Origin of the sequence: Amycolatopsis sp. WAC 04169 (assembly GCF_003947535.1) — a bacterium.
Classification (GTDB): domain Bacteria; phylum Actinomycetota; class Actinomycetes; order Mycobacteriales; family Pseudonocardiaceae; genus Amycolatopsis; species Amycolatopsis keratiniphila.
The window spans coordinates 129,515-148,356 of sequence record NZ_QHJI01000004.1 but is presented as its reverse complement, the minus strand read 5'-3'; the positions used below and the strand labels follow the sequence as shown (position 1 = coordinate 148,356).

Here is an 18,842-nt window from a genome sequence, read left to right as displayed (position 1 = left end):
GACCTGATGGCCACCGTGACCTTCTCCGACACCACCCGGTTCTACGCCGGGGTGGACCGTCCCGCGGTCGACGGCCTCGACCTCGAGGTCGCCGACGGCGAGTTCCTGGTGCTGGTCGGCCCGTCCGGCTGCGGGAAGTCGACCACGCTGCGGATGCTCGCCGGGCTGGAAGGCGTCGACGACGGCTCCATCCACATCGGCGACCGCGACGTCACCGAACTGCCGCCGAAGGACCGGGACATCGCCATGGTGTTCCAGAACTACGCGCTCTACCCGCATATGACGGTGGGGGAGAACATCGGCTTCCACCTGAAGCTGGCCAAGATGTCCAAGGCCGAACGCGACCGCAAGGTGCGCGAGGCCGCGGCCGTGCTCGACCTGACCGAGTACCTGGACCGCAAACCCGCGAAGCTGTCCGGCGGCCAGCGGCAGCGCGTCGCGATGGGGCGCGCGATCGTGCGCGAGCCCAGTGTGTTCCTGATGGACGAGCCACTGTCCAATCTGGACGCCAAGCTCCGGGTGCAGACGCGCACCCAGATCGCCTCGCTGCAGCGGCGGCTGGGCATCACCACGCTCTACGTCACGCACGACCAGGTCGAGGCGATGACCATGGGAGACCGGGTCGCCGTGCTGAAGGACGGGATCCTGCAGCAGTGCGACACACCGGTCGGGCTGTTCGCCAAGCCGGTCAACGTGTTCGTCGCCGGGTTCATCGGCTCGCCCGCGATGAACCTGCTGGAGACCACTGTGGACAGCGACGGTGCCGTCGCCGGCGGCACCCGGCTGCCGCTGACCCCGGCACAACGCTCGGCGCTGACCGGGCCCGGCATCGTCGTCGGCGTCCGGCCCGAAGGCTGGACGATCGGTGACGGCGGTTTCGAAGCCATCGTCGAGGTCGTCGAGGAACTGGGCAGCGACCAGTACCTCTACTGCCGTGACGGCGACCGTGTGCTGACGGTCCGCACCCCGGGGATGGCCCCGTGGCAGCGCGGCGAGCCGATCTCCCTGACCCCGCAACCGGGTGCGGTGCACCTGTTCGACGCCGCGACCGGCGACCGGCTCCCGGACGCATGACCAGCCTGTACCGCACCGGGCTGGTGCTCCCGGCCGCCGAGCTGGGCCCGGAGAACCCGTTGCCGCCGCTCCGGAAACCGGAGGCGGTGGCGACGGTGTCCAATGTGGACGAGCTGCCGCCGGACCTGGCGGAGAACATCGGCTACGGCCGCCTGGACACCACGCTGCCGTGTCTCCTGCAGGACGGCTACACGCGCGAACGTGCCGAACGCGAACTCCCGGCGGTGGTGCTGGAGAACGACAAACTCCGGGCCACCGTGCTGCCGTCGCTGGGCGGGCGGCTGTACTCGCTGGTCCACAAGCCGTCCGGGCGTGAGCTGCTCTACCGCAACCCGGTGTTCCAGCCCGCGAACCTCGCGCTGAGGGACGCGTGGTTCGCCGGTGGTGTCGAGTGGAACCTCGGCAGCACCGGGCATACGACGCTGACCTGCGAGCCGATGTTCGCCGCTGAGATCGAGGGACCGGACGGCACGCCGGTGCTGCGCCTGTGGGAGTGGGAACGCACCCGCGACCTGCCTTACCAGGTCGACTTCTGGCTGCCGGAAGGGTCGGAGCACCTGCTCGTGGCCGTGCGGGTGCGGAACCCGCATCCCTACGACGTCCCGGTGTACTGGTGGTCGAACATCGCGGTGCCGCAGAACGAAGGCACCCGCGTGCTGGCGCCCGCGACGCAGGCTTGGCACTACGGCTATTCGGGACGGCTCGACCTGGTCGACGTACCCGGCGAGCTGACGTATCCGGCCCGCGCGGAGGCCGCGGCGGACTACTTCTTCGAAGTGACCGGGCGACCGTGGGTCGCGGCCGTCGAGCAGGACGGGACGGGGCTCGCGCAGTTGTCCACGGGGCGGTTACGCGGCCGGAAACTGTTCCTGTGGGGCGAATCCGCGGGCGGACGTCGCTGGCAGGAATGGCTGGCCCCGGGCGCCGGTGGCTATCTGGAGATCCAGGCCGGGCTGGCCCGCACCCAGTTGGAGCACCTGCGCTTGCCGCCGGGGGAGAGCTGGGACTGGCTGGAGGCATACGGCCCGGTCACCGCCGATCCGGCCGCGGTGCACGGCGACGACTGGACGGCGGCTCGCGAAGCCGTCGCCGCCGGTCTGCCGTCGGCGGAGACCATGGACGAGCTCCACGACGCGTGGCGGAAGATCGCCGACGTCACCCCGGAATCCTTCCTGGCCACCGGTTCCGGCTGGGGTGCCCTGGAGAACCGGCGGGCGCCGATGTGTCTCCCGGGCACGCCGTTCCCGGACGAATCACTCGGGCCGGACCAGGAACCGTGGCTCGCGTTGCTCGACGGGACTCCGCCGGACGGCGATCCGCTCGCCGTCCCGCCGGCGACCCTGGTGAACCGGTACTGGGCGGATCTCATGGAGTACGCCCCGAAGAACTGGCTGACCTGGTACCACCGCGGTGTCGCGCACTGGGCGGCCGGACGGCACTCGGACGCGGTCCGCGCCTGGCGCGAATCCGTGTCGGCGGCCGAGAACCCTTGGGCCCTGCGGAATCTCGCGATCGCGACGGCCGGGCACGAGGCCGCGTGGCTGTACCGGCGGGCGGTCGCCCTCGCGCCGTCGCTGCGTCCACTGGTCGTCGAGGCCATCGCGGCGCAACTGGCCGCCGGGCTTCCGGACGAAGCGAGCGTGCTGCTGGACGGGCTGCCCGTGGAAGGGCGGATCGCCCTCCTGACCGCCAGGACCCGGCTCGCCCTCGGCGACACCGCCGGGGCCAAGGCCGTGTACGACGGTGGTTTCGAGGTCGCGAACATCAGGGAAGGGGAAACGTCTTTGTCCGACACCTGGGCGGCGGTTTCCGACGAACCGCTGCCGGAACAGCACGACTTCCGGATGAAGTGACCGGCCGGGCCACTCGACCGGCGTGCCGCTCGCGGCGGACAACCGCGATGCAGCATACTGCTCGAAACAGTGGCCAACAGCGCACCGGTATGCGCGATAGGCCGCAGCGAGCTAGGAGTGGCGCCGATGGCCCGGCACGAACGGCTGAGCACCCTGCTGGACCTGCTGGGGCAGCGGGAGAAGATCGACGTCGAGGACGTGGCGGAGGAACTGAACGTCTCCGCCGCCACGATCCGGCGCGATCTCGATCATCTGGCGGAGCAGCAGTTGCTCACCCGCACCCGAGGTGGCGCGGTGGCCAACGACCTCGCCTACGACCTGCCGTTGCGCTACAAGACGGCGCGGCACGTGCCCGAGAAGCAGCGGATCAGCGTCGCCGCGGCGGCGCTCGTCGCGCAGGGCATGGTGGTCGGCCTCAACGGCGGGACGACGACGGCCGGGGTCGCGCGCTCGCTCGCGACCCGGTCCGATCTGGCCGGTCGTGGTGACTCGCCGGGGCTGACGGTGGTCACCAACGCGCTGAACATCGCGCACGAACTCGCCGTCCGGCCGCATGTGAAGATCGTGGTCACCGGCGGGGTCGCGCGTCCGCAGTCGTTCGAGCTCAGCGGGCCGCTGGCCACGCGTGTGCTCAGCGAACTGACGATCGACCTGCTGTTCCTCGGGGTCGACGCGTTCGACGCCGACGCCGGTGCCTTCGCCCACCACGAGGGTGAGGCGAGTATCAACCGGCTGATGGTCGAGCGCGCGGAACGCGTCGTCGCGGTCGCCGACGGTTCGAAGCTGGGCCGCCGGGCGTTCGCGCGGATCTGCGCGACGCCGCAGGTGCACGCGCTGGTCACCGATTCGAACGCCGACCCGAAGGTGCTGCGGGCGTTCGAAGCCGCGGGCGTCGAGGTCCAGGCGGTCTGACCTCTCCGGTCCCGAGTGTCATGAAAGGGCCGTTCAGGACATCTTTTGTCCTGAACGGCCCTTTCATGACATCCAGGGCACGCACACCCATTGCCCCATAAGGATCTTCGGCCGACCCGACGAAAGTCGGCAGCACCGCTTCGGCGGATGACTTTGCGCGAACCGTGCGCTATACAGAGACCCTATTGCGTATTCATGCGCGAAAGGTGTCTCGAATGAGCAGAGTTGCGCAATCCCTGAGTTGTTTGGCCGCAGTGGCCCTTCTCGGGCTTTCCCCGGTCGCCGCCCACGCCGACCCGGCCGCGGCGGCGGCGGGCAAGCTGGGCGATCTGACCGGCATCTCCGCCGAAGGTCCCACGGTGACGCTGAAATCGGGAAGTGCCGCCGTGCGCGTCGGCTTCCCGGCCGAAGGCGCCGTCAGGGTCTGGCTGGCGCCGGACGGCACGTTCACCGATCCGGCCGGGAGCAAGATCGTGCTGCCGCGGACCGGCGCCCCGGTGACCCCCAAGACGGCCGACAAGGGGGACTACTGGGCGGTTTCCACGGCCAAGGCGACGTTGCGGGCGTACAAGCATCCGCTGCGGCTCGCGTTGTACGACGGTGCGGACCGCAAGCGGCTCTGGGAGGAGTCGGCGCCGCTGTCCTGGACCGACAAACAGACCACGCAGACCCTGGCGCGGACGGCGACCGAGCAGTTCGTCGGCGGCGGCGAGCAGAACGGCCGCTTCAGCCATCGCGACCAGACGATCCGGATCTTCGCTGACTACAACTGGAACGACGGCGGGGCCCCGAACTCGCAACCGTTCTACGCCTCCACAGCGGGATACGGCGTGCTGCGCAACACCTTCGCGCAAGGCACCTACGCCTTCACCGAACCGGTGCGCACCACGCACGACGAGCGCCGCTTCGACGCGACATACGTCGTCGGCGACGGGCTCAAGGACGTCATCACCGGCTACACCGATCTGGTCGGGAAACCTTTCCTGCCACCGCTCTACGGCCTCGAACACGGTGACGCCGACTGCTACCTGCACAACGCCAACCGCGGTGAGCGCCACACACTGGACGCGGTGAAGATCGCTGAGGGCTACACCGAGCACGGGATGCCCAACGGCTGGATGCTCGTCAACGACGGCTACGGCTGTGGCTACGAAAACCTCCAGCAGACGGGCGAAGGCCTGCGCAAGAACAACATGCAGCTCGGCCTGTGGACCGAGAACGGCGTGCCGAACCAGGTCGAAGAGGTCAAGGCCGGGGTCCGCGTCCGCAAACTCGACGTCGCGTGGGTCGGCCCGGGCTACCAGTTCGCGCTGGACGCCTGCGACACCGCGCACAAGGGCATCGAGGACAACAGCGACGCGCGCGGTTTCGTGTGGACACCGGTCAGCTGGGCGGGCGCACAGCGCTGCGGCGTGCTGTGGAGCGGCGACCAGGCCGGTTCCTACGACTACATCAAGTGGCAGATCCCGACCTACGCCGGCGCCACGACGTCGGGGATCGCGTACAACACCGGCGACATCGACGGCATCTTCGGCGGCAGCCCGCAGACCTACGTCCGCGATCTGCAGTGGAAGGCCTTCCTGCCGGTCTCGATGACGATGGACGGCTGGGCCGCGTCGGACAAGCAGCCGTGGCGGTACGGCGAGCCGTACACCTCGATCAACCGCAAGTACCTGCTGCTCAAGGAGCGGCTGCTGCCCTACACCTACAGTCACTCGGTGGAGGCGCACAAATCCGGCGTCGGCCAGGTCCGCCCGCTGGCGCTCGAATATCCCGACGACCCCAACGTGTGGGGCGAGAAGGCGAAGTACGAGTTCCTGTCCGGCAAGGACTTCCTCGTCGCGCCGGTGTACGAGAACTCGACCGTCCGCAACGGCATCTACCTGCCGAAGGGTACCTGGGTCGACTACTGGAGCGGCAAGACCTACACCGGTCCGACCACTGTGGACGGTTACGACGCGCCGCTCGACACGCTGCCGTTGTTCGTCCGCGCCGGTGCCGTGGTGCCGATGTGGGCCGAGGGCACGAAGTCGTGGCAGACGCGGGACAAGGGCGTGCTCGACCTCGACGTCTACCCGCAGGGCAAGGGTTCGTTCACGCTCACCGAGGACGACGGCGTGACCAGGGCGTACAAGAACGGTGACCAGGCGAAGCAGACGTTCACCGTGGACGCGCCGACGTCCGGGCTGGGCACGGTGACCGTCGGGATCGGGGCCAGCTCCGGTTCCTACGCCGGAAAGCCCGCGTCGCGGAACTACCAGCTGACCGTCCACACGGGAAGCAAGCCCGCGACCGTACTGGCCGGGACTTCGATCCTGCGGCAGTACGGCAGCAAGGCCGAACTGGACGCGGCGCCGTCGGGCTGGTGGTTCGATCCGGCCACCGGTGGGGTCGCACGGGTCAAGACCGGCAAGATCGGCGCCGGTGACCGTCAGGACGTCCGGCTGTTCGGCACGAGCGCCGTCGGCGGGATCTTCCCCGAGGACCGCAACGGCTCGGTCACCCTGTCCGTCCCGGCGGTCGCCGGTCCCGGACAGACCGCGACGGGCACGCTGAGCTTCACCAACGGCACGCCGCTGCCGGTCCGGGACGTCTCGTTCTCGTTGCCGGCCAACGGCTTCCGTGCCGAGGTGCCCGCCGGCCCGCGGCTGGTGATGCCCGGCGCGACCGTGCGTGTCCCGGTGAAGGTGACGCCGGACGCGGGCATCAAACCGGATGACTACCAGCTCACCGCGTCGGCGTCGTACAAAGCGCGGCTGGGGGAGAACCGGGTCACCGACTCGGTGACGGTCACCGTCCCGCACGGTTCGCTGGCCGCGGCCTACGGCAACGTCGGCGTCACCGACGCGGCCCACGTCGCGGTGGGGGACATCGACGGTGGCGGCAGCAGTTTCCGGGCGGAAGGCCTCGCCGAGGCGGGTCTCAAGCCGGGTGCGGGCTTCTCCGCGCTCGGTGCGCAGCTGACGTGGCCGCAGACCGGTTCCGGGCAGAAGGACAACGTCCTCGCGTCCGGCCAGACCATCGCGGTGCGAGGTACCGGGGCGAAGCTCGTGCTGGCCGGAACCGGTACAGGTACGGCGAAGGGCACGGTCGTCGTCCGCTATGCCGACGGCAGCACGAGTCAGGCCGAACTCGGCTTCCCCAACTGGTGCTGTGCCGATCCCGCCCAGTACGGCGCGACCACGGTGGCGACGGTGATGGGTAAGCACACCCGCGCCGGGGCCGCGTATCCGACCACGCCGTACCGGGTGTTCGCGAACTCCGTCCCGCTGGCCGCAGGCAAGGAGGTCGTCGCGGTGACGTTGCCGTCGAACAGCGCGATGCACGTGTTCGCGGCGGGCATCGGCTGAGCCCTCGTGAGTGGCAAGGACGGTTAGAGCGGACCGGTCTTTGCCTCCCTACGCCTGAGTGGGCGAGAGTGGTGGTTCCGCGGCTGCCGGGCGCGACGATGGAGGATTTGGGACGTTGAACGTCCCAAATCCTCCATCGTCGCCAGGGACGCCTGGTCTTGGCCCTTGATCAACGGAAGGTTCGGGACACTCGATGTCCCCGAACCCCCGTCGACCGCCAATCACACCTGTGGGTAGGTAAATTACGAGTCGGTTAGAACCGTCCTTGCCACTCACGAGTCAGGCGGCCACGGGAGTCCACAAGGCGTCGATGGCGCGTTCCGCCTCGGCCTGGCTCTCGTCGGCCAGCGGGATGAGGTCCGCCATCGCCGGGTTGGTCTTCGCCATGGTCAGCTCGGCGGTCACGAACCGCGGCTCGAGGCCGGTCAGCGAGAGGCCGTGGGGGATCCAGGACTGCGCGTGATCCCAGCCCTCGCGTGGCGTGCCCGCGCCGTATCCGCCGCCGCGTGCGGCGAGGACGATGAAATCGCGGCCGCCCAGGAGGCCTTCCCTGGTCTCCATGTCGATCGACAGGCCGGGCGCGATCAGATGGTCGACCCAGGCCTTGACCGTGCTCGGCGGGCCGAAGTTGTACAGCGGCAGGCCCAGCACGATCGTGTCGGCCGCCTTCACCTCGTCGACGAGCTCCTTGATCAGCCGCCAGGCGGCTGCCTGCTCCGGGGTGTGCTGTTCCGGCGGGAGCGTCCTGGCGACGTTGGTGACCGCGTCCAGATGAGGCAGCGGGTCGGCGCCCAGGTCGCGATAGGTGACGGTGCCTTCCGGATGCGCCGCACGCCAGGCCGCGGCCGCCCGCGCGGTGAGGCGGCGGCTGGTGGAGTGCTCGCCCGTGATGCTGGAGTCGATGTGCAGCAGGTTCGTCATGCGTACTATCTTGCATAGATAGTTTGTGTAACGCAAACCATTGATGCTGTGGCGGTCATCATGTGGGAACGTACACTTGACGAGTGTCCGAACTCCCGGTCGTTAACCAGCCCCCGCACCGCTGCGGCGCGCTGCTCGACCACGTCACCCGCCGCATCCGGCTGCGCAGCGAGTCCGTCCTGGCCCCGCTCGGCCTGCGCCCCCGGCATCTCGTCGCGCTGACCGTGCTGCGCGACCTCGGCGGCTGTTCGCAGCAGGACCTCGCGAAGACGCTGGAGATGGACAGCACGAACGTCGTCGGGCTGCTCAACGACCTCGAATCCGCGAACCTCATCGAACGCAGGCGATCACCCGCGGACCGGCGCCGCCACATCGTCGAACTGACCGACGTCGGCCTGAAGCAACTCGTCAAGGCCGAGTTCGCCCTCGCCGCGGTCGAAGACGAGGTGCTCGGCGCGCTCGATAAGGATCAGCGCGAAACGCTGTACACCCTGCTGTACCAGGCGGCGGGCCATGCCGAGCCCGCCGCCTGCGTCGAATCCGCGCATATCGACGACTGCTAGCCGCCGAACAGGTCGTGAAGCTGTTCGGTGGCTTCGGCGCCGTACATGACACTCCCGACCGGAACCTCACTGCCGACCGCCTCGATCACCCGTGCCGTCCAAACGGGACCGAACGCGCCGCACAGCTCGATCAGCTGCGCCCCTTCACCGACCAGTCGCCGGGCCGCGGCGACGACCTGCTCCACGCGGCCGACCCCGATCATCACCGTCAGGCAGGTCCCACTGTCCACGCGGGACACATCCCGCTCCGGGTCGCAGCCGTCGGCCAAATACACGAAACCCCACTGTCGCATGACGATTCTCCTTCGTTCTCGGACACCGTGAGGTAATCGCGAACCGAAGGGCGCCGTCCACGAGGCGGATCCGAACGGCCGTCAGGCGTCACCGAACAGGAGAGGTCGAACGGACGGCGTGGAAATCCGTTGTGGGCGCCGTCATACCAGCGCCGCGATCCGATCGGAGGACTCGTGCGCCGGATCCCACACGAGCGCGTGCCGGACGACAGGCGCCTCCCGCAATGGCAACCGTCGCAGTCCTTCGGCCGGTTCTTCCTCGGGGCGCAAGGCGACGACGTCTCCGCCGTACCGCAATTCGCCGACGAACAGCGACCGCCGAGGTGGCCCGGACCGCACGTGAGCCGGCCGCCAGCCCGCCGCCGCGCAGTCCGCGAGCAGCGCGTCGTGATATCCGGGGGCCAGCTTCCGTTCGTACAGAAGGAGGTCCAGCCCGGCGAGGTCCTCCCAGCCGACGGTGTCCAGCCGGGCCAGCGGGTGCGTGTCCGCGACGAGCACACCCAGCGGCCGCTCGCTCACGACGGCCACCCGCAGGCCGTCCACGTCCTCCGGCAGGGCGAGCAGACCGGCGTCGAGCGCGCCGCGGCGGAGGAGTTCGAGCTGCCGTGCCGCGGAGAGGTCGTCGATCTCCACCCCTTCCGCGTGAAGGGCGGGAAGCACGCTCGACGGCGCGCCCGGTGTCACGCCGACGCGGAGCGGCCTGCCCACGGTGTCGCGGACGGCCCGCGCGCCGAGATCGGCCTCCTCCAGCATCCGGCGGGCGTGGGGGAGCAGCGCCAGCGCGGCGGCGGTGGGCGTCATCCCCGCCTGGGTGCGGACGAACAGCGTCGCGTCCAGTTCCCGCTCCAGCGCGATGATCTGCTGGCTGAGCGACGACGCCCGGATGCCGAGGCGCTCCGCGGCGCGGGTGAGATGGCCTTCCTCCGCCACGGCACACAGGTAGCGAAGACGTCGTAACTCCACAGCCGCACAGTAGCCCCGGACCGGGCAGAATCGACGGGGTGAGTGAATGGCGCAACACCACGCACGACTGGGCCGGTTCCGTGGACCTCGACCACCTGGCGCGTATCCGCCGGAGCCCCGGGGAGTTCGCCCCCGGCGGAGTCGCGCACCTCGTCCTCGAAGTGCTCGCCTATGCGGCCGAGGAGGCCGAAAGCACCGGCGGCGGGCGTGCCGTCGTCACGGTCCATTCCGACGGTTCGGTCTCCGTGGCGGACGACGGGCGCGGCACCGACACCCGCGCCGACGGTCACGGCGGGTTCGTGAAGAAGCCGGTCATGTCGACCAAGGATCTGCGTTTCTTCGATTCCCCCGAGGCACAGAAGCTGCCGGACGGTCATCCGCGCCGCGGTGTGTCGGTGGTGGCCGCGCTGAGCGACTGGCTCGTGCACACCAACCGGCGTCGCAACGGTTCCTGGACCCAGCGCTACGAACGCGGTGTCCCGGTCACCGCCCTGTCGCCGATCGCCGACGACGGGACGACCGGCACGACGGTGCGTTTCCTGCCAGGGGAGGAGATCGGCCCGCTACGACTGCCGGAGGTCGACGGCTGGCCGTGGCTGAGCGTGGAGGTCGTCCGATGAGAAAGTGCCTGACAGCGGCGGCTTCGGTCCTGGTCCTGCTCACCGGCTGCTCCGCCGGTGAGGAACCGCCGCCCGCCAAACCCGTCTACGACCTCCCCGCGCGAGAAGTCCGCCCGGACGAGACCGCGCTGCACCTGCCGCCCGCGCTCAACGGGGAGACCGAGTTCTCCCTCATCGGGCTGGCCGCCGGGCTGCCCAGCCTCACCGGCAGCCACACCGAGTTCGAGGCGAAGGGAGGGTTCGTCCGGCTCCGGCTGGTGGTCACGGGCAAGGGCGTGTCCGGCATCCTCTTCGACACCCGGCGCCAGCAGCTGGTCACCGATTCCGGCGCGGTGATCGCGGTCGACAACCAGGCGATGACGATCAAACGGCAGCCGGACAAGTTCGAGCTGGGGCGCGGTGTGCGGGTCGAGTTCGACCTCTACTTCGACCTGCCCAAGGAAGCGAAACCCGTGGTGCTGCGGGCTTTCGGCGGTCCGACGCTGACCGACATGAAGAACCTCACCGGAACCGACATCAAGCTGGCATGAGAAGGGCCCCGCCGCGAAACGCGACGGGGCCCTTCCCGAAAGGCGTCAGACGCCCAGATCGCCACCGAGGTAGGCGGCCCGCACCTGCGGGTCGTCCAGCAGCTCGGCACCGCGGGCGCTCTTGACCACTTCACCGGTCTCCAGCACGTACGCGCGGTCGGAGAGCTTCAGCGCCTGCTGCGCGTTCTGCTCCACCAGCAGGACCGTGGTCCCGCGCTTGTTGATCTCGCGGATGATGTCGAAGATCTGCGCGATCAGCATCGGCGCCAGGCCCATAGACGGCTCGTCGAGCAGCAGCACCTTGGGCTTGGTCATCAGCGCGCGGCCGATGGCGATCATCTGCTGCTCGCCACCGGACATCGTGCCGCCGAACTGGGTCTTGCGCTCGTTCAGCCGCGGGAACAGCTCGTAGACCTCGTCGAGGTCGGCCTTCAGGTCGTCCTTGCGGGTGTAGGCACCCATCAGGAGGTTCTCCTGCACCGTCATACCGGGGAACACACCCCGGCCTTCCGGTGACTGGCCGATCCCGAGCTCGACCCGCTTGTGGCCGGGCGTCTTCGAGATGTCCTTGCCGTCGAAGAGGATCCGGCCGCTGGTCAGCGGACGCAGGCCCGAGATCGTCTTCAGCGTCGTGGTCTTGCCGGCGCCGTTGGCCCCGATGAGCGAAACGATCTCGCCCTCGCCGACCTCGATGCTCATTCCCTTGAGCGCGGCGATCTTCCCGTAGTGGACGTTGATGTCCTGAACCTCAAGAAGCATCTTCCGCCACCCCCAGGTAAGCCTCGATCACCTTCTGGTTGTTCTGCACCTCGTGGGGGAGCCCTTCTGCGATCTTCTGGCCGAAGTCGAGCACGGCCAGCCGGTCGGCGATCTGCATGACCAGGCCCATGTCGTGCTCGATGAGGAGCACGGTCCGGCCGTCGTCACGGATCTTGCGGATCAGTTGCTGCAGCGAGTTCTTCTCCGCCGGGTTCATCCCGGCGGCGGGCTCGTCGAGCAGCAGCAGCTTCGGGTCGGTCGCGAGCGCACGCGCGATCTCCAGACGGCGCTGGTCGCCGTAGGAGAGGTTCTTCGCGGTGTTGTGCTCGACCCGGCCGATGCCGACGAAGTCCAGCAGGTCCCTTGCCAGTTCGCGGCCCCGCTTCTCCTCCTTGCGGTGGACGGGCAGGCCCAGCGTCGCCGAGATCGCGCCGGTCTTGTGGTGCGAGTCCGCACCGACCATGACGTTCTCGAGCGCCGACATGTTGTGGAACAGCCGGATGTTCTGGAACGTGCGGGCGATCCCGGCCTGGTTGACCTTGAACCGCTTCATCCCGTCGATCCGGGTGTCGCCGAAGCGCACCTGGCCTTCGGTCGGCCGGTAGACGCCGGTGATCACGTTGAAGACCGTGGTCTTCCCCGCGCCGTTCGGGCCGATCAGGGCGAAGATCTCACCCTGGTTGATGGCGAGGTCGACTTCCTTCAACGCCGTGACACCGCCGAAGCGCATCGTCACGTTGTCGAATTCGAGCAGCGCGCTCATTTCGTCACCTCCGCCGAAGCCTCGGAATCCGGACCCGCGACTTCGGCGCCCATGGCACCCATCCCGCCCGTTCCCTCGTGTAGTTCCGCCTTGCGCTGCCGCGACGGCAGCAGACCCTCCGGCCGCAGCGCCATCATCAGCACCAGCACGCCACCGAAGATCAGGATGCGGTACTCGGACAGGAACCGGAACCGCTCCGGAAGCCAGGCGACCAGGAAGGCACCGAGCATGACGCCGGGCAGGTTGCCCGCGCCGCCGAGCACCACGGCCGCGAGGATGGTCGCGGACAGGATGAACGGGAAGTTGTTCGGCTCGATGAAGACGGCCTTGCTGGCGTAGACCACACCGGCCATACCGCCGAGCATGGCGCCGATGGCGAACGCCAGCAGCTTGAACTTGAACGTCGGGACACCCATCAGCTCGGCGGCGTCCTCGTCTTCGCGGATGGCCGCCCACGCCCGTCCGACCCGGCTCTTGTGCAGCCGCACCGAGAAGATGATCGCGATCACGATCGCCGCGAGGATCAGGTAGTAGTACGGCGCCGGGTCGAGCAGGAACTCGGTCCCGAACATGGGCTCCGGGTGCGGGATGTTGGTGATACCGCGGGCGCCGCCGATGGCGTCGGTGTTCGTCGCGGTGATCCGGACGATCTCACCGAAGCCGAGGGTCACGATGGCCAGATAGTCACCGCGCAACCGCAGCGTCGGAGCACCGAGGATCACCCCTGACATCGCCGCCAGGAAGATACCGAGCACGAGCGTGCCCCAGAATCCCCAGCCGTGCAGGGTGCCCATCACGGCGAGCGTGTACGCGCCGATCGCGAAGAACGCGACGAACCCGAGGTCCAGCATGCCCGCGTGGCCGACCACGATGTTCAGGCCGATCGCCAGCAGGATGTACACGCCGACCGGGAAGATCAGGACCGTGGTCCAGTCCGATTCCGGCGACATGAACGACCCGATCGCGGGCGCGGGCAGGATCAGCGCGCCGATGATCAGGGCGATGTACACGCCATAGCGTTGCCAATGCGGAGCGCGTGCCCACCAATCCCGCATACCGTCCACGGGGTGGAAGCCGGCGCGCGTCGGCTTTCCGTTCTCTGGGGACTTTTCAGCCACTTCTTCGTTGCCCTTCATGCGCGTGCCCGCTGCAGCGATTCACCGAGGATGCCGGTGGGACGGAACATCAGGACGAGCACCAGAACCACGAAGGCGGTGACGTCCTTCCAAGCCGAACCGAAGAAGATGGAACTCCAGTTCTCCACCAAACCGAGCACGATGCCACCCAGCAGGGCGCCGCGCAGGTTGCCGATACCTCCCAGCACGGCCGCGGTGAACGCCTTGATGCCGAGGAGGAACCCGATGCGGTAGTCGGTGTTCTCGTACTCCATCACGTACAGCGCGGCGGCGACACCGGCCATCGCGCCGCCGAGCAGGAAGGTGAGGCGCACGATCTTGTCGATGCTGACGCCCATCAGCACGGCGGCTTCGGGATCCTGCGCGGTGGCGCGGATACCTCGGCCGATGCGGGTGCGGCTGACCAGCTGGTCGAGGACGACCATCATGATCACGGCACCGACGACGACGAACACGTGGTCCGTGCGGACCACGCCGTTGCCGATGCGGAACAGCTCCTCGTGCGGGATGAAGCGCGGCGCGTTCTGTTGCACGCGGCCGGACTTGTCGGTGATCCATTCGATGATCTCGAGGCCGAACAGTTCCTGGAGGAACAGCGAGGCGCCGATGGCGGAGATCAGGGCGGCGAGCCGGGTCGCGCCCTTCTTGCGGAGCGGCCGGTAGGCCACTTGCTCCAGAAGGACCGCCGCACCACCGGATACGGCGGCCGAAGCGATGATGATCAACAGCAGTACGGCGATCATCCCGAACACGCCGAGCGTGATCGGGGCGGTGCCACCCGCGATGGTGATCAGGACGAACAGGGACGTGACCGTCCCGATCATGAAGATCTCGGAATGCGCGAAGTTGATGAGCCGGAGCACGCCGTAGACCATTGTGTAGCCGAGGGCGATGAGGGCGTAGATGCTTCCGGCGACCAGTCCGCCGATGGTGCTACCGAGGAACTGGGCTTGCAGGTCTTGAAGCATGACGTGGATGCCTTACGGGACGGGGCGAGGATTTCTTTCGCCACATTTGCGGGAAGCGGGGGTGCTGTGATCGCACAGCGCCCCCGCTTCCGTTAGGTGTTCCTATCTGCTCCGTCAGCCGTTGAGCTTGGCTTCGGTCGAGACGCCGAGGTTCTTCAGGACACCACCGGTGACCTGGTAGATGTTGATCGCTTCCGTCGACGGTTCGCCGTTCTCCTTGAACTTGATCTGCTTCGAGGCACCCTTGAAGTCGATCGTCTTGAGGGCCTCGTTGATCTTCTCCGAGGTGTTGGCGCCGGACTTGACCGCGTTGATGATGGCGGTCGCGGCGTCGTAACCCTCGCTCGAGTAGATCGCCGGGTCCACGTTGAACGCGGCCTTGTACTTGGTGCTGAACTCGTCGGTGGAGCCGGCGTCCGGGATGTTGCACGGGCAGCCGACGACGGCCTTCTCGGCGGCCGCGGCACCGGCACCGCTGATCAGCTGGGCGTCGAGCGAACCGTCACCGGTCGCGAAGGTGGCGGTCACCTGGCCGTCACGCAGCTGCTTGAGCAGACGGCCACCCTGGGCGTAGTAGCCACCGAAGAGGATGATGTCCGGGTTCGCGGCCTTGACCTTCTGCACGGTCGAGGAGTAGTCCGACGCGTCCTTGGCGAACTTGTCGCGCTCGGTCGGGACGTTCTTCTCCTTCAGGGTCTTCTCGAAGTTGTCGGCCAGGCCGACGCTGTATTCCTGGTCGTCCGAGATGATGTAGGCCTTCTTGGGCGACTTCGCCGTGACGAGGAAGTTGGCGATCGCCGGTCCCTGGCTGGCGTCGCTCGCGACGACGCGGTGCCAGTACTTCCATCCGTTGGAGGACAGACCCGCGTTGGTCGCCGACGGCGACACGCTCGGGATCTTGTTCTGCTCCAGCTGACCACCGATGGCCTTCGACTCACCGGAGAAGGCCGGGCCGATCAGCGCGGTGATCTTGTCCTGGCCGACGGCGGTCGCGATCAGCGACGTCGCCTGCTCGGGCTTGCCCTGGCTGTCGTATTCCTTGAGCTCCAGCTTGATCGCCGGGTTCGTCTTGTTGTACTCGTCGATAGCGAGCTTGGCGCCGTTGCGGGGCGGGATCACGATCCCGGAGTTCTCACCGGTGAGGTCACCCATGAACCCGATCTTCAGCGTGCTGCTGTCACCGCTGCCGGACGAGCTGCTGCCGCCTGCACAGCCCGCCAGCGCCAGCGACGCAGCCGCCGCGACGGCGAAAACCCGTCCAAAACGCACTCCTGACACCGACTACCTCCCATGACCAACCAGCCGCCGGTAGGCGTTGCCCCCGACACAGGGGCTAGGTTAGGGCAGGAAGATATCCCCCTCCGCCATGATCTGGACAGACGCCCATCACTCTGTGTCCACATCGTGACGGTCGAAACCAGAACGAATTGCACGAAAAGGCGAATGTTGCCGGTTGACAGGTCTTCGCTGGTCACGCTGGGGATTCACCGCTACCACGTCGATCATGCTCGTGGGTAATGATCATGTTTCGGCCGCGTATCTTGCGGTTTTCAGCTCCTTCGTAGGCGGCCTTTCGTCGTAGCAAGGCTGCCCCAAAGGGCGCCAACGGTGCCCCGTCTTCCTTCGCACCTTGACAACCGATGGTTGTCGTCGCGGTCCGAACGGCTGTTGGATCCCGGCCCTGACCTCGCGATTAGCTGTTCCCATGACGATGAGTACCGAAGCGATCGAAGGCGTGGCAGCAGGGGTTCCGTTCGTGGCGTTGCCGCCGTCGGACGGTAAGCGCCCGGCGCCACTGGTGCTGACCTGGCATCTGCTGGGCGCGCCGTTCAGCGAGGCGGCCATGGCGGCGGCGCTGCCGATGCGGGAACTGCACGCGTGGCGGGTGCACCTCGGGTTGCCACTGACCGGGAAACGTTTTCCCGAAGGCGGTTTCGAGGGCTTCTTCCGGCTGGCGAGCGAGGACAACGTGCTCAACGTCGTCGAGCCGCTCACCAAGCAGGTCGAGGCGGAGTTCCCGGCGGCGGTGGCGGAACTGCGCTCCCGCTTGTCCATTGAGGACGGTCCGGTCGGGCTGGTCGGCGGTTCACAGGGCGGCGGGGTCGCGCTGCAGATGCTGACCCATCCCGAGATCGAGGTGGCGGCCGCCGCGCTGGTGAACCCGGTGACCCAGCTGGCGCCGGTGATCGCGGCGAACGAGCGGGTCTACGACGTCACCTACCCCTGGTCGGACCGCTCCCGCGCGGTCGCGAACGAATACGACTACGTGCGGCGGGCGGACGAACTGACCGCGCCGGTCCTGCTCGTCATCGGCGAGGAGGACGACGTCTCCATCACCGAACCGGCCGCGGCCCTGCACAAGGCGCTGGGGGAGCGGCGATCCGAGCTCGTCACCATCCCGGGGATGGCGCACGAATTCGCCGAGGCGCCCGGCCTCGAACCCGCTCCGCAGACCGAACACGCGAAGCTGGTGGACGCCGAGCTCACGCGCTGGTTCGCCCGGCACCTAGCTGTCTGAGGTCGTCGTCCGGCAGCCAGGACCGGTCGGGATCGTAGGCGCACCAACCTTCTTCGTGGCTGGTCCGGCCTGCGAGCGCCAGCAGGCGCCGCAGGGCCGGGCCTTCGCCGCGGCGCCAGACCACCGACCACGGGAACAGCGGCGACGGCTCGAATGGCAGGACTCGCAGATTGAGGTCGGAAGCGAGGTCCATGTCGGCGCCGGCGAGCGTGACCCGCTGCTTTCCGTAGCGCGTCTGTTCCAATGTGTGCCGGAGGTCGTAGCTGACCCCGGAGTCGTCGATCGGGACGTCGAATTCTTTGCATAGGCGTTGCAAATAAGAAAGCCATTCGACCGGGCCGCCCAATTGCGGAATCCAGATGCCCTCACTCCGGAGATCGGACAATTTCAGGACATCGTTGCTCGCGAGCGGGTGGTCCGGCGCGAGAAGGGCGACCAGTGGCTCCAGCCGGACAAGCCGGTGTTCGAGTTCCGCGGGCACTTCGCGGCCGAGGTCCGCGACGCGGCCGAACGCGAGGTCGATCTCGCCGCGGACCAGGGGATCGAGGGCGTTGGCCAGCCCGCGCCCGGCGACGCGCTCGACCGCCAGTGCCGGGTCGCGCCGGGCGATGCGCCGCAGCATGTACATGGGGGAGAGGCGCGGGTCGATGATGTCGAGGCGGGGTGGGCGGTCCTGCAGGCCCATCGCGGCGACGGCGGCGTCGGCCGCGCGGATCAGCTCGCGCGCGTGCGGGAGGAAGCGGTCGCCGTCGGCGGTCAGCTCGACGGACCTGTTGGTGCGGCGGAAGAGCTGGACGGACAGGGCGTCCTCGAGCTTCCGGATCCGCTTCGACAGCGCTTGCTGGGTGAGGAACAGGGATTCTGCCGCGCGACCGAAATGGCCGTGGTCGGCGGTGGCGACGAACGCGCGCACCTGGGCAGTGTCGAGATCCACGTCGCTCAAAGTACGTGAAGGCCCCCCTTCACTCGGCTCAGCCGAGGAAACTCGACCTTCGTGCCGTGAAGGCCTCCTTGCCTACCCTCAAGGTAGTGAAGGAGGCCTTCACGGACCTCCGGTGCACACCCACGGCGGTCCCCAATGTCATGAAAGGGCGGTTCAGGACCAAAAACGTCCTGAACGGCCCTTTCATGACACTTCGAAGGGCCGGACGGCTCAGGCGCCCGGCGGCCGCTCCCGCACCACACAGGTCAGCCGCGCCGTGCACGACCGGCGCCCCTGGTCGTCGGTCAGCACGATCTCGGCGGTCACGGTCCCGCGTCCGACGTGCACCGGCGTCGCGACACCGGTCACCCGTCCCGACCGGACCGCCCGGTGGTGGGTGCACGAGAGTTCGAGCCCCATCGTCGCCTTGTCGGTGCCGGCGTTGAGCGCGCAGACCATCGAACCGAGCGCTTCGGCGACGACGGCGTTCGCGCCGCCGTGGAGGAGGCCGTAGGGCTGGAGGTTGCCCTCTACCGGGATGCTGCCCACGACGCGTTCGGGACCGAATTCGCTGATCTCGAGCCCGAGCTTGTCGTTGAGCTGCTGTCCGGCGAAGGCCGGGTCGATCCCGGCGAAGGTTTCGAGGGCTTGTTCGGTCACGCAGAGCTCCTTAAACGACACGACAGGTAGGACTGTC

At 68.2% G+C, this 18,842-nt stretch carries 18 protein-coding genes; 8 read left to right on the top strand and 10 right to left on the bottom strand.

Annotated features, from left to right (window positions below; all coding sequences use genetic code 11):
- The first annotated feature begins 6 nt into the window (after window positions 1–6).
- The 4 genes from DMC61_RS09905 (at window position 7) to DMC61_RS09890 (ending at window position 7,189) form a co-directional block, all read left to right on the top strand.
- Entirely contained in the window at window positions 7–1,074 is a 1,068-nt protein-coding gene (locus tag DMC61_RS09905) for an ABC transporter ATP-binding protein (protein ID WP_125688639.1), read from the top strand.
- Entirely contained in the window at window positions 1,071–2,927 is a 1,857-nt protein-coding gene (locus DMC61_RS09900) for a DUF5107 domain-containing protein (RefSeq protein ID WP_125688638.1), read from the top strand. Before DMC61_RS09905 ends, DMC61_RS09900 begins: the two co-directional genes overlap by 4 nt.
- Before the next feature lie 126 nt (window positions 2,928–3,053).
- The gene (locus DMC61_RS09895; RefSeq protein ID WP_016335505.1) at window positions 3,054–3,839 is read left to right on the top strand and encodes a DeoR/GlpR family DNA-binding transcription regulator; all 786 of its coding nucleotides are present in this window, start codon (window positions 3,054–3,056) and stop codon (window positions 3,837–3,839) included.
- 215 nt (window positions 3,840–4,054) lie between these two features.
- On the top strand, window positions 4,055–7,189 hold the full coding sequence (locus DMC61_RS09890; RefSeq protein ID WP_233594745.1) for a TIM-barrel domain-containing protein: 3,135 nt from the start codon (window positions 4,055–4,057) through the stop codon (window positions 7,187–7,189).
- A 279-nt stretch (window positions 7,190–7,468) separates the two neighbouring features.
- Here DMC61_RS09890 and DMC61_RS09885 read toward each other — a convergent pair whose 3' ends face one another.
- Window positions 7,469–8,110, bottom strand: a complete 642-nt coding sequence (locus tag DMC61_RS09885) for an FMN-dependent NADH-azoreductase (protein WP_125688636.1) — start codon at window positions 8,108–8,110, stop codon at window positions 7,469–7,471.
- An 83-nt stretch (window positions 8,111–8,193) separates the two neighbouring features.
- Here DMC61_RS09885 and DMC61_RS09880 point away from each other — a divergent pair, with 83 nt between their 5' ends.
- Window positions 8,194–8,673 carry a MarR family winged helix-turn-helix transcriptional regulator gene (locus DMC61_RS09880; RefSeq protein WP_016335502.1) on the top strand — a complete coding sequence of 160 codons (480 nt, stop codon included), beginning with the start codon at window positions 8,194–8,196 and terminating at the stop codon, window positions 8,671–8,673.
- On the opposite strand, the gene DMC61_RS09875 is transcribed toward DMC61_RS09880, so the two are convergent.
- Together DMC61_RS09875 and DMC61_RS09870 are read right to left on the bottom strand one after the other, a co-directional pair.
- A complete protein-coding gene (locus tag DMC61_RS09875; protein ID WP_125688634.1) occupies window positions 8,670–8,966 on the bottom strand; it encodes a DUF6506 family protein in 297 nt (98 codons plus the stop codon). The genes DMC61_RS09880 and DMC61_RS09875 overlap by 4 nt on opposite strands.
- 141 nt (window positions 8,967–9,107) lie before the next feature.
- Window positions 9,108–9,929 (bottom strand): LysR family transcriptional regulator, encoded by an 822-nt coding sequence (locus DMC61_RS09870; RefSeq protein WP_125688632.1) that lies wholly within the window; start codon window positions 9,927–9,929, stop codon window positions 9,108–9,110.
- Window positions 9,930–9,967: 38 nt separating this feature from the next.
- Between DMC61_RS09870 and DMC61_RS09865 the strand changes: the two genes are divergently transcribed.
- Both DMC61_RS09865 and DMC61_RS09860 read left to right on the top strand, forming a co-directional pair.
- Window positions 9,968–10,549: an ATP-binding protein gene (locus DMC61_RS09865; protein ID WP_233594744.1), complete on the top strand. Its 582-nt coding sequence runs from the start codon at window positions 9,968–9,970 to the stop codon at window positions 10,547–10,549.
- Window positions 10,546–11,079: a hypothetical protein gene (locus DMC61_RS09860; protein ID WP_125688628.1), complete on the top strand. Its 534-nt coding sequence runs from the start codon at window positions 10,546–10,548 to the stop codon at window positions 11,077–11,079. The genes DMC61_RS09865 and DMC61_RS09860 overlap by 4 nt, the downstream gene beginning before the upstream one ends.
- A gap of 45 nt (window positions 11,080–11,124) precedes the next feature.
- Here DMC61_RS09860 and DMC61_RS09855 read toward each other — a convergent pair whose 3' ends face one another.
- The 5 genes from DMC61_RS09855 to DMC61_RS09835 all read right to left on the bottom strand — a co-directional run bounded on the left by DMC61_RS09855 (window position 11,125) and on the right by DMC61_RS09835 (window position 15,974).
- A complete protein-coding gene (locus DMC61_RS09855) occupies window positions 11,125–11,838 on the bottom strand; it encodes an ABC transporter ATP-binding protein (protein WP_016335497.1) in 714 nt (237 codons plus the stop codon).
- Complete coding sequence (locus DMC61_RS09850) at window positions 11,828–12,601, bottom strand: ABC transporter ATP-binding protein (RefSeq protein ID WP_125688626.1); 774 nt, start codon at window positions 12,599–12,601, stop codon at window positions 11,828–11,830. The genes DMC61_RS09855 and DMC61_RS09850 overlap by 11 nt, the downstream gene beginning before the upstream one ends.
- A complete protein-coding gene (locus tag DMC61_RS09845) occupies window positions 12,598–13,737 on the bottom strand; it encodes a branched-chain amino acid ABC transporter permease (RefSeq protein ID WP_016335495.1) in 1,140 nt (379 codons plus the stop codon). Before DMC61_RS09845 ends, DMC61_RS09850 begins: the two co-directional genes overlap by 4 nt.
- Window positions 13,734–14,705 (bottom strand): branched-chain amino acid ABC transporter permease, encoded by a 972-nt coding sequence (locus tag DMC61_RS09840; protein ID WP_016335494.1) that lies wholly within the window; start codon window positions 14,703–14,705, stop codon window positions 13,734–13,736. The genes DMC61_RS09845 and DMC61_RS09840 overlap by 4 nt, the downstream gene beginning before the upstream one ends.
- Before the next feature lie 114 nt (window positions 14,706–14,819).
- On the bottom strand, window positions 14,820–15,974 hold the full coding sequence (locus DMC61_RS09835; RefSeq protein WP_016335493.1) for a branched-chain amino acid ABC transporter substrate-binding protein: 1,155 nt from the start codon (window positions 15,972–15,974) through the stop codon (window positions 14,820–14,822).
- Window positions 15,975–16,410: 436 nt separating this feature from the next.
- On the opposite strand from DMC61_RS09835, the gene DMC61_RS09830 reads away from it, so the two are divergent.
- Window positions 16,411–17,223, top strand: a complete 813-nt coding sequence (locus DMC61_RS09830) for an alpha/beta fold hydrolase (RefSeq protein ID WP_016335492.1) — start codon at window positions 16,411–16,413, stop codon at window positions 17,221–17,223.
- Here DMC61_RS09830 and DMC61_RS09825 read toward each other — a convergent pair.
- The gene (locus DMC61_RS09825) at window positions 17,189–18,157 is read right to left on the bottom strand and encodes a LysR family transcriptional regulator (protein ID WP_125689397.1); all 969 of its coding nucleotides are present in this window, start codon (window positions 18,155–18,157) and stop codon (window positions 17,189–17,191) included. The genes DMC61_RS09830 and DMC61_RS09825 overlap by 35 nt on opposite strands.
- 219 nt (window positions 18,158–18,376) lie before the next feature.
- Entirely contained in the window at window positions 18,377–18,805 is a 429-nt protein-coding gene (locus DMC61_RS09820; protein WP_037345470.1) for a PaaI family thioesterase, read from the bottom strand.
- Window positions 18,806–18,842: the final 37 nt, after the last annotated feature.

What these genes read in the sequence shown, in the direction of transcription:
- DMC61_RS09905 (WP_125688639.1), top strand. Translation starts at nt 7, where the DNA reads ATGGCCACCGTGACCTTCTCCGACACCACCCGGTTCTACGCCGGGGTG.
- DMC61_RS09900 (WP_125688638.1), top strand. Translation starts at nt 1,071, where the DNA reads ATGACCAGCCTGTACCGCACCGGGCTGGTGCTCCCGGCCGCCGAGCTG.
- DMC61_RS09895 (WP_016335505.1), top strand. Translation starts at nt 3,054, where the DNA reads ATGGCCCGGCACGAACGGCTGAGCACCCTGCTGGACCTGCTGGGGCAG.
- DMC61_RS09890 (WP_233594745.1), top strand. Translation starts at nt 4,055, where the DNA reads ATGAGCAGAGTTGCGCAATCCCTGAGTTGTTTGGCCGCAGTGGCCCTT.
- DMC61_RS09885 (WP_125688636.1), bottom strand. Translation starts at nt 8,110, where the DNA reads ATGACGAACCTGCTGCACATCGACTCCAGCATCACGGGCGAGCACTCC.
- DMC61_RS09875 (WP_125688634.1), bottom strand. Translation starts at nt 8,966, where the DNA reads ATGCGACAGTGGGGTTTCGTGTATTTGGCCGACGGCTGCGACCCGGAG.
- DMC61_RS09860 (WP_125688628.1), top strand. Translation starts at nt 10,546, where the DNA reads ATGAGAAAGTGCCTGACAGCGGCGGCTTCGGTCCTGGTCCTGCTCACC.
- DMC61_RS09855 (WP_016335497.1), bottom strand. Translation starts at nt 11,838, where the DNA reads ATGCTTCTTGAGGTTCAGGACATCAACGTCCACTACGGGAAGATCGCC.
- DMC61_RS09850 (WP_125688626.1), bottom strand. Translation starts at nt 12,601, where the DNA reads ATGAGCGCGCTGCTCGAATTCGACAACGTGACGATGCGCTTCGGCGGT.
- DMC61_RS09845 (WP_016335495.1), bottom strand. Translation starts at nt 13,737, where the DNA reads ATGAAGGGCAACGAAGAAGTGGCTGAAAAGTCCCCAGAGAACGGAAAG.
- DMC61_RS09840 (WP_016335494.1), bottom strand. Translation starts at nt 14,705, where the DNA reads ATGCTTCAAGACCTGCAAGCCCAGTTCCTCGGTAGCACCATCGGCGGA.
- DMC61_RS09830 (WP_016335492.1), top strand. Translation starts at nt 16,411, where the DNA reads ATGACGATGAGTACCGAAGCGATCGAAGGCGTGGCAGCAGGGGTTCCG.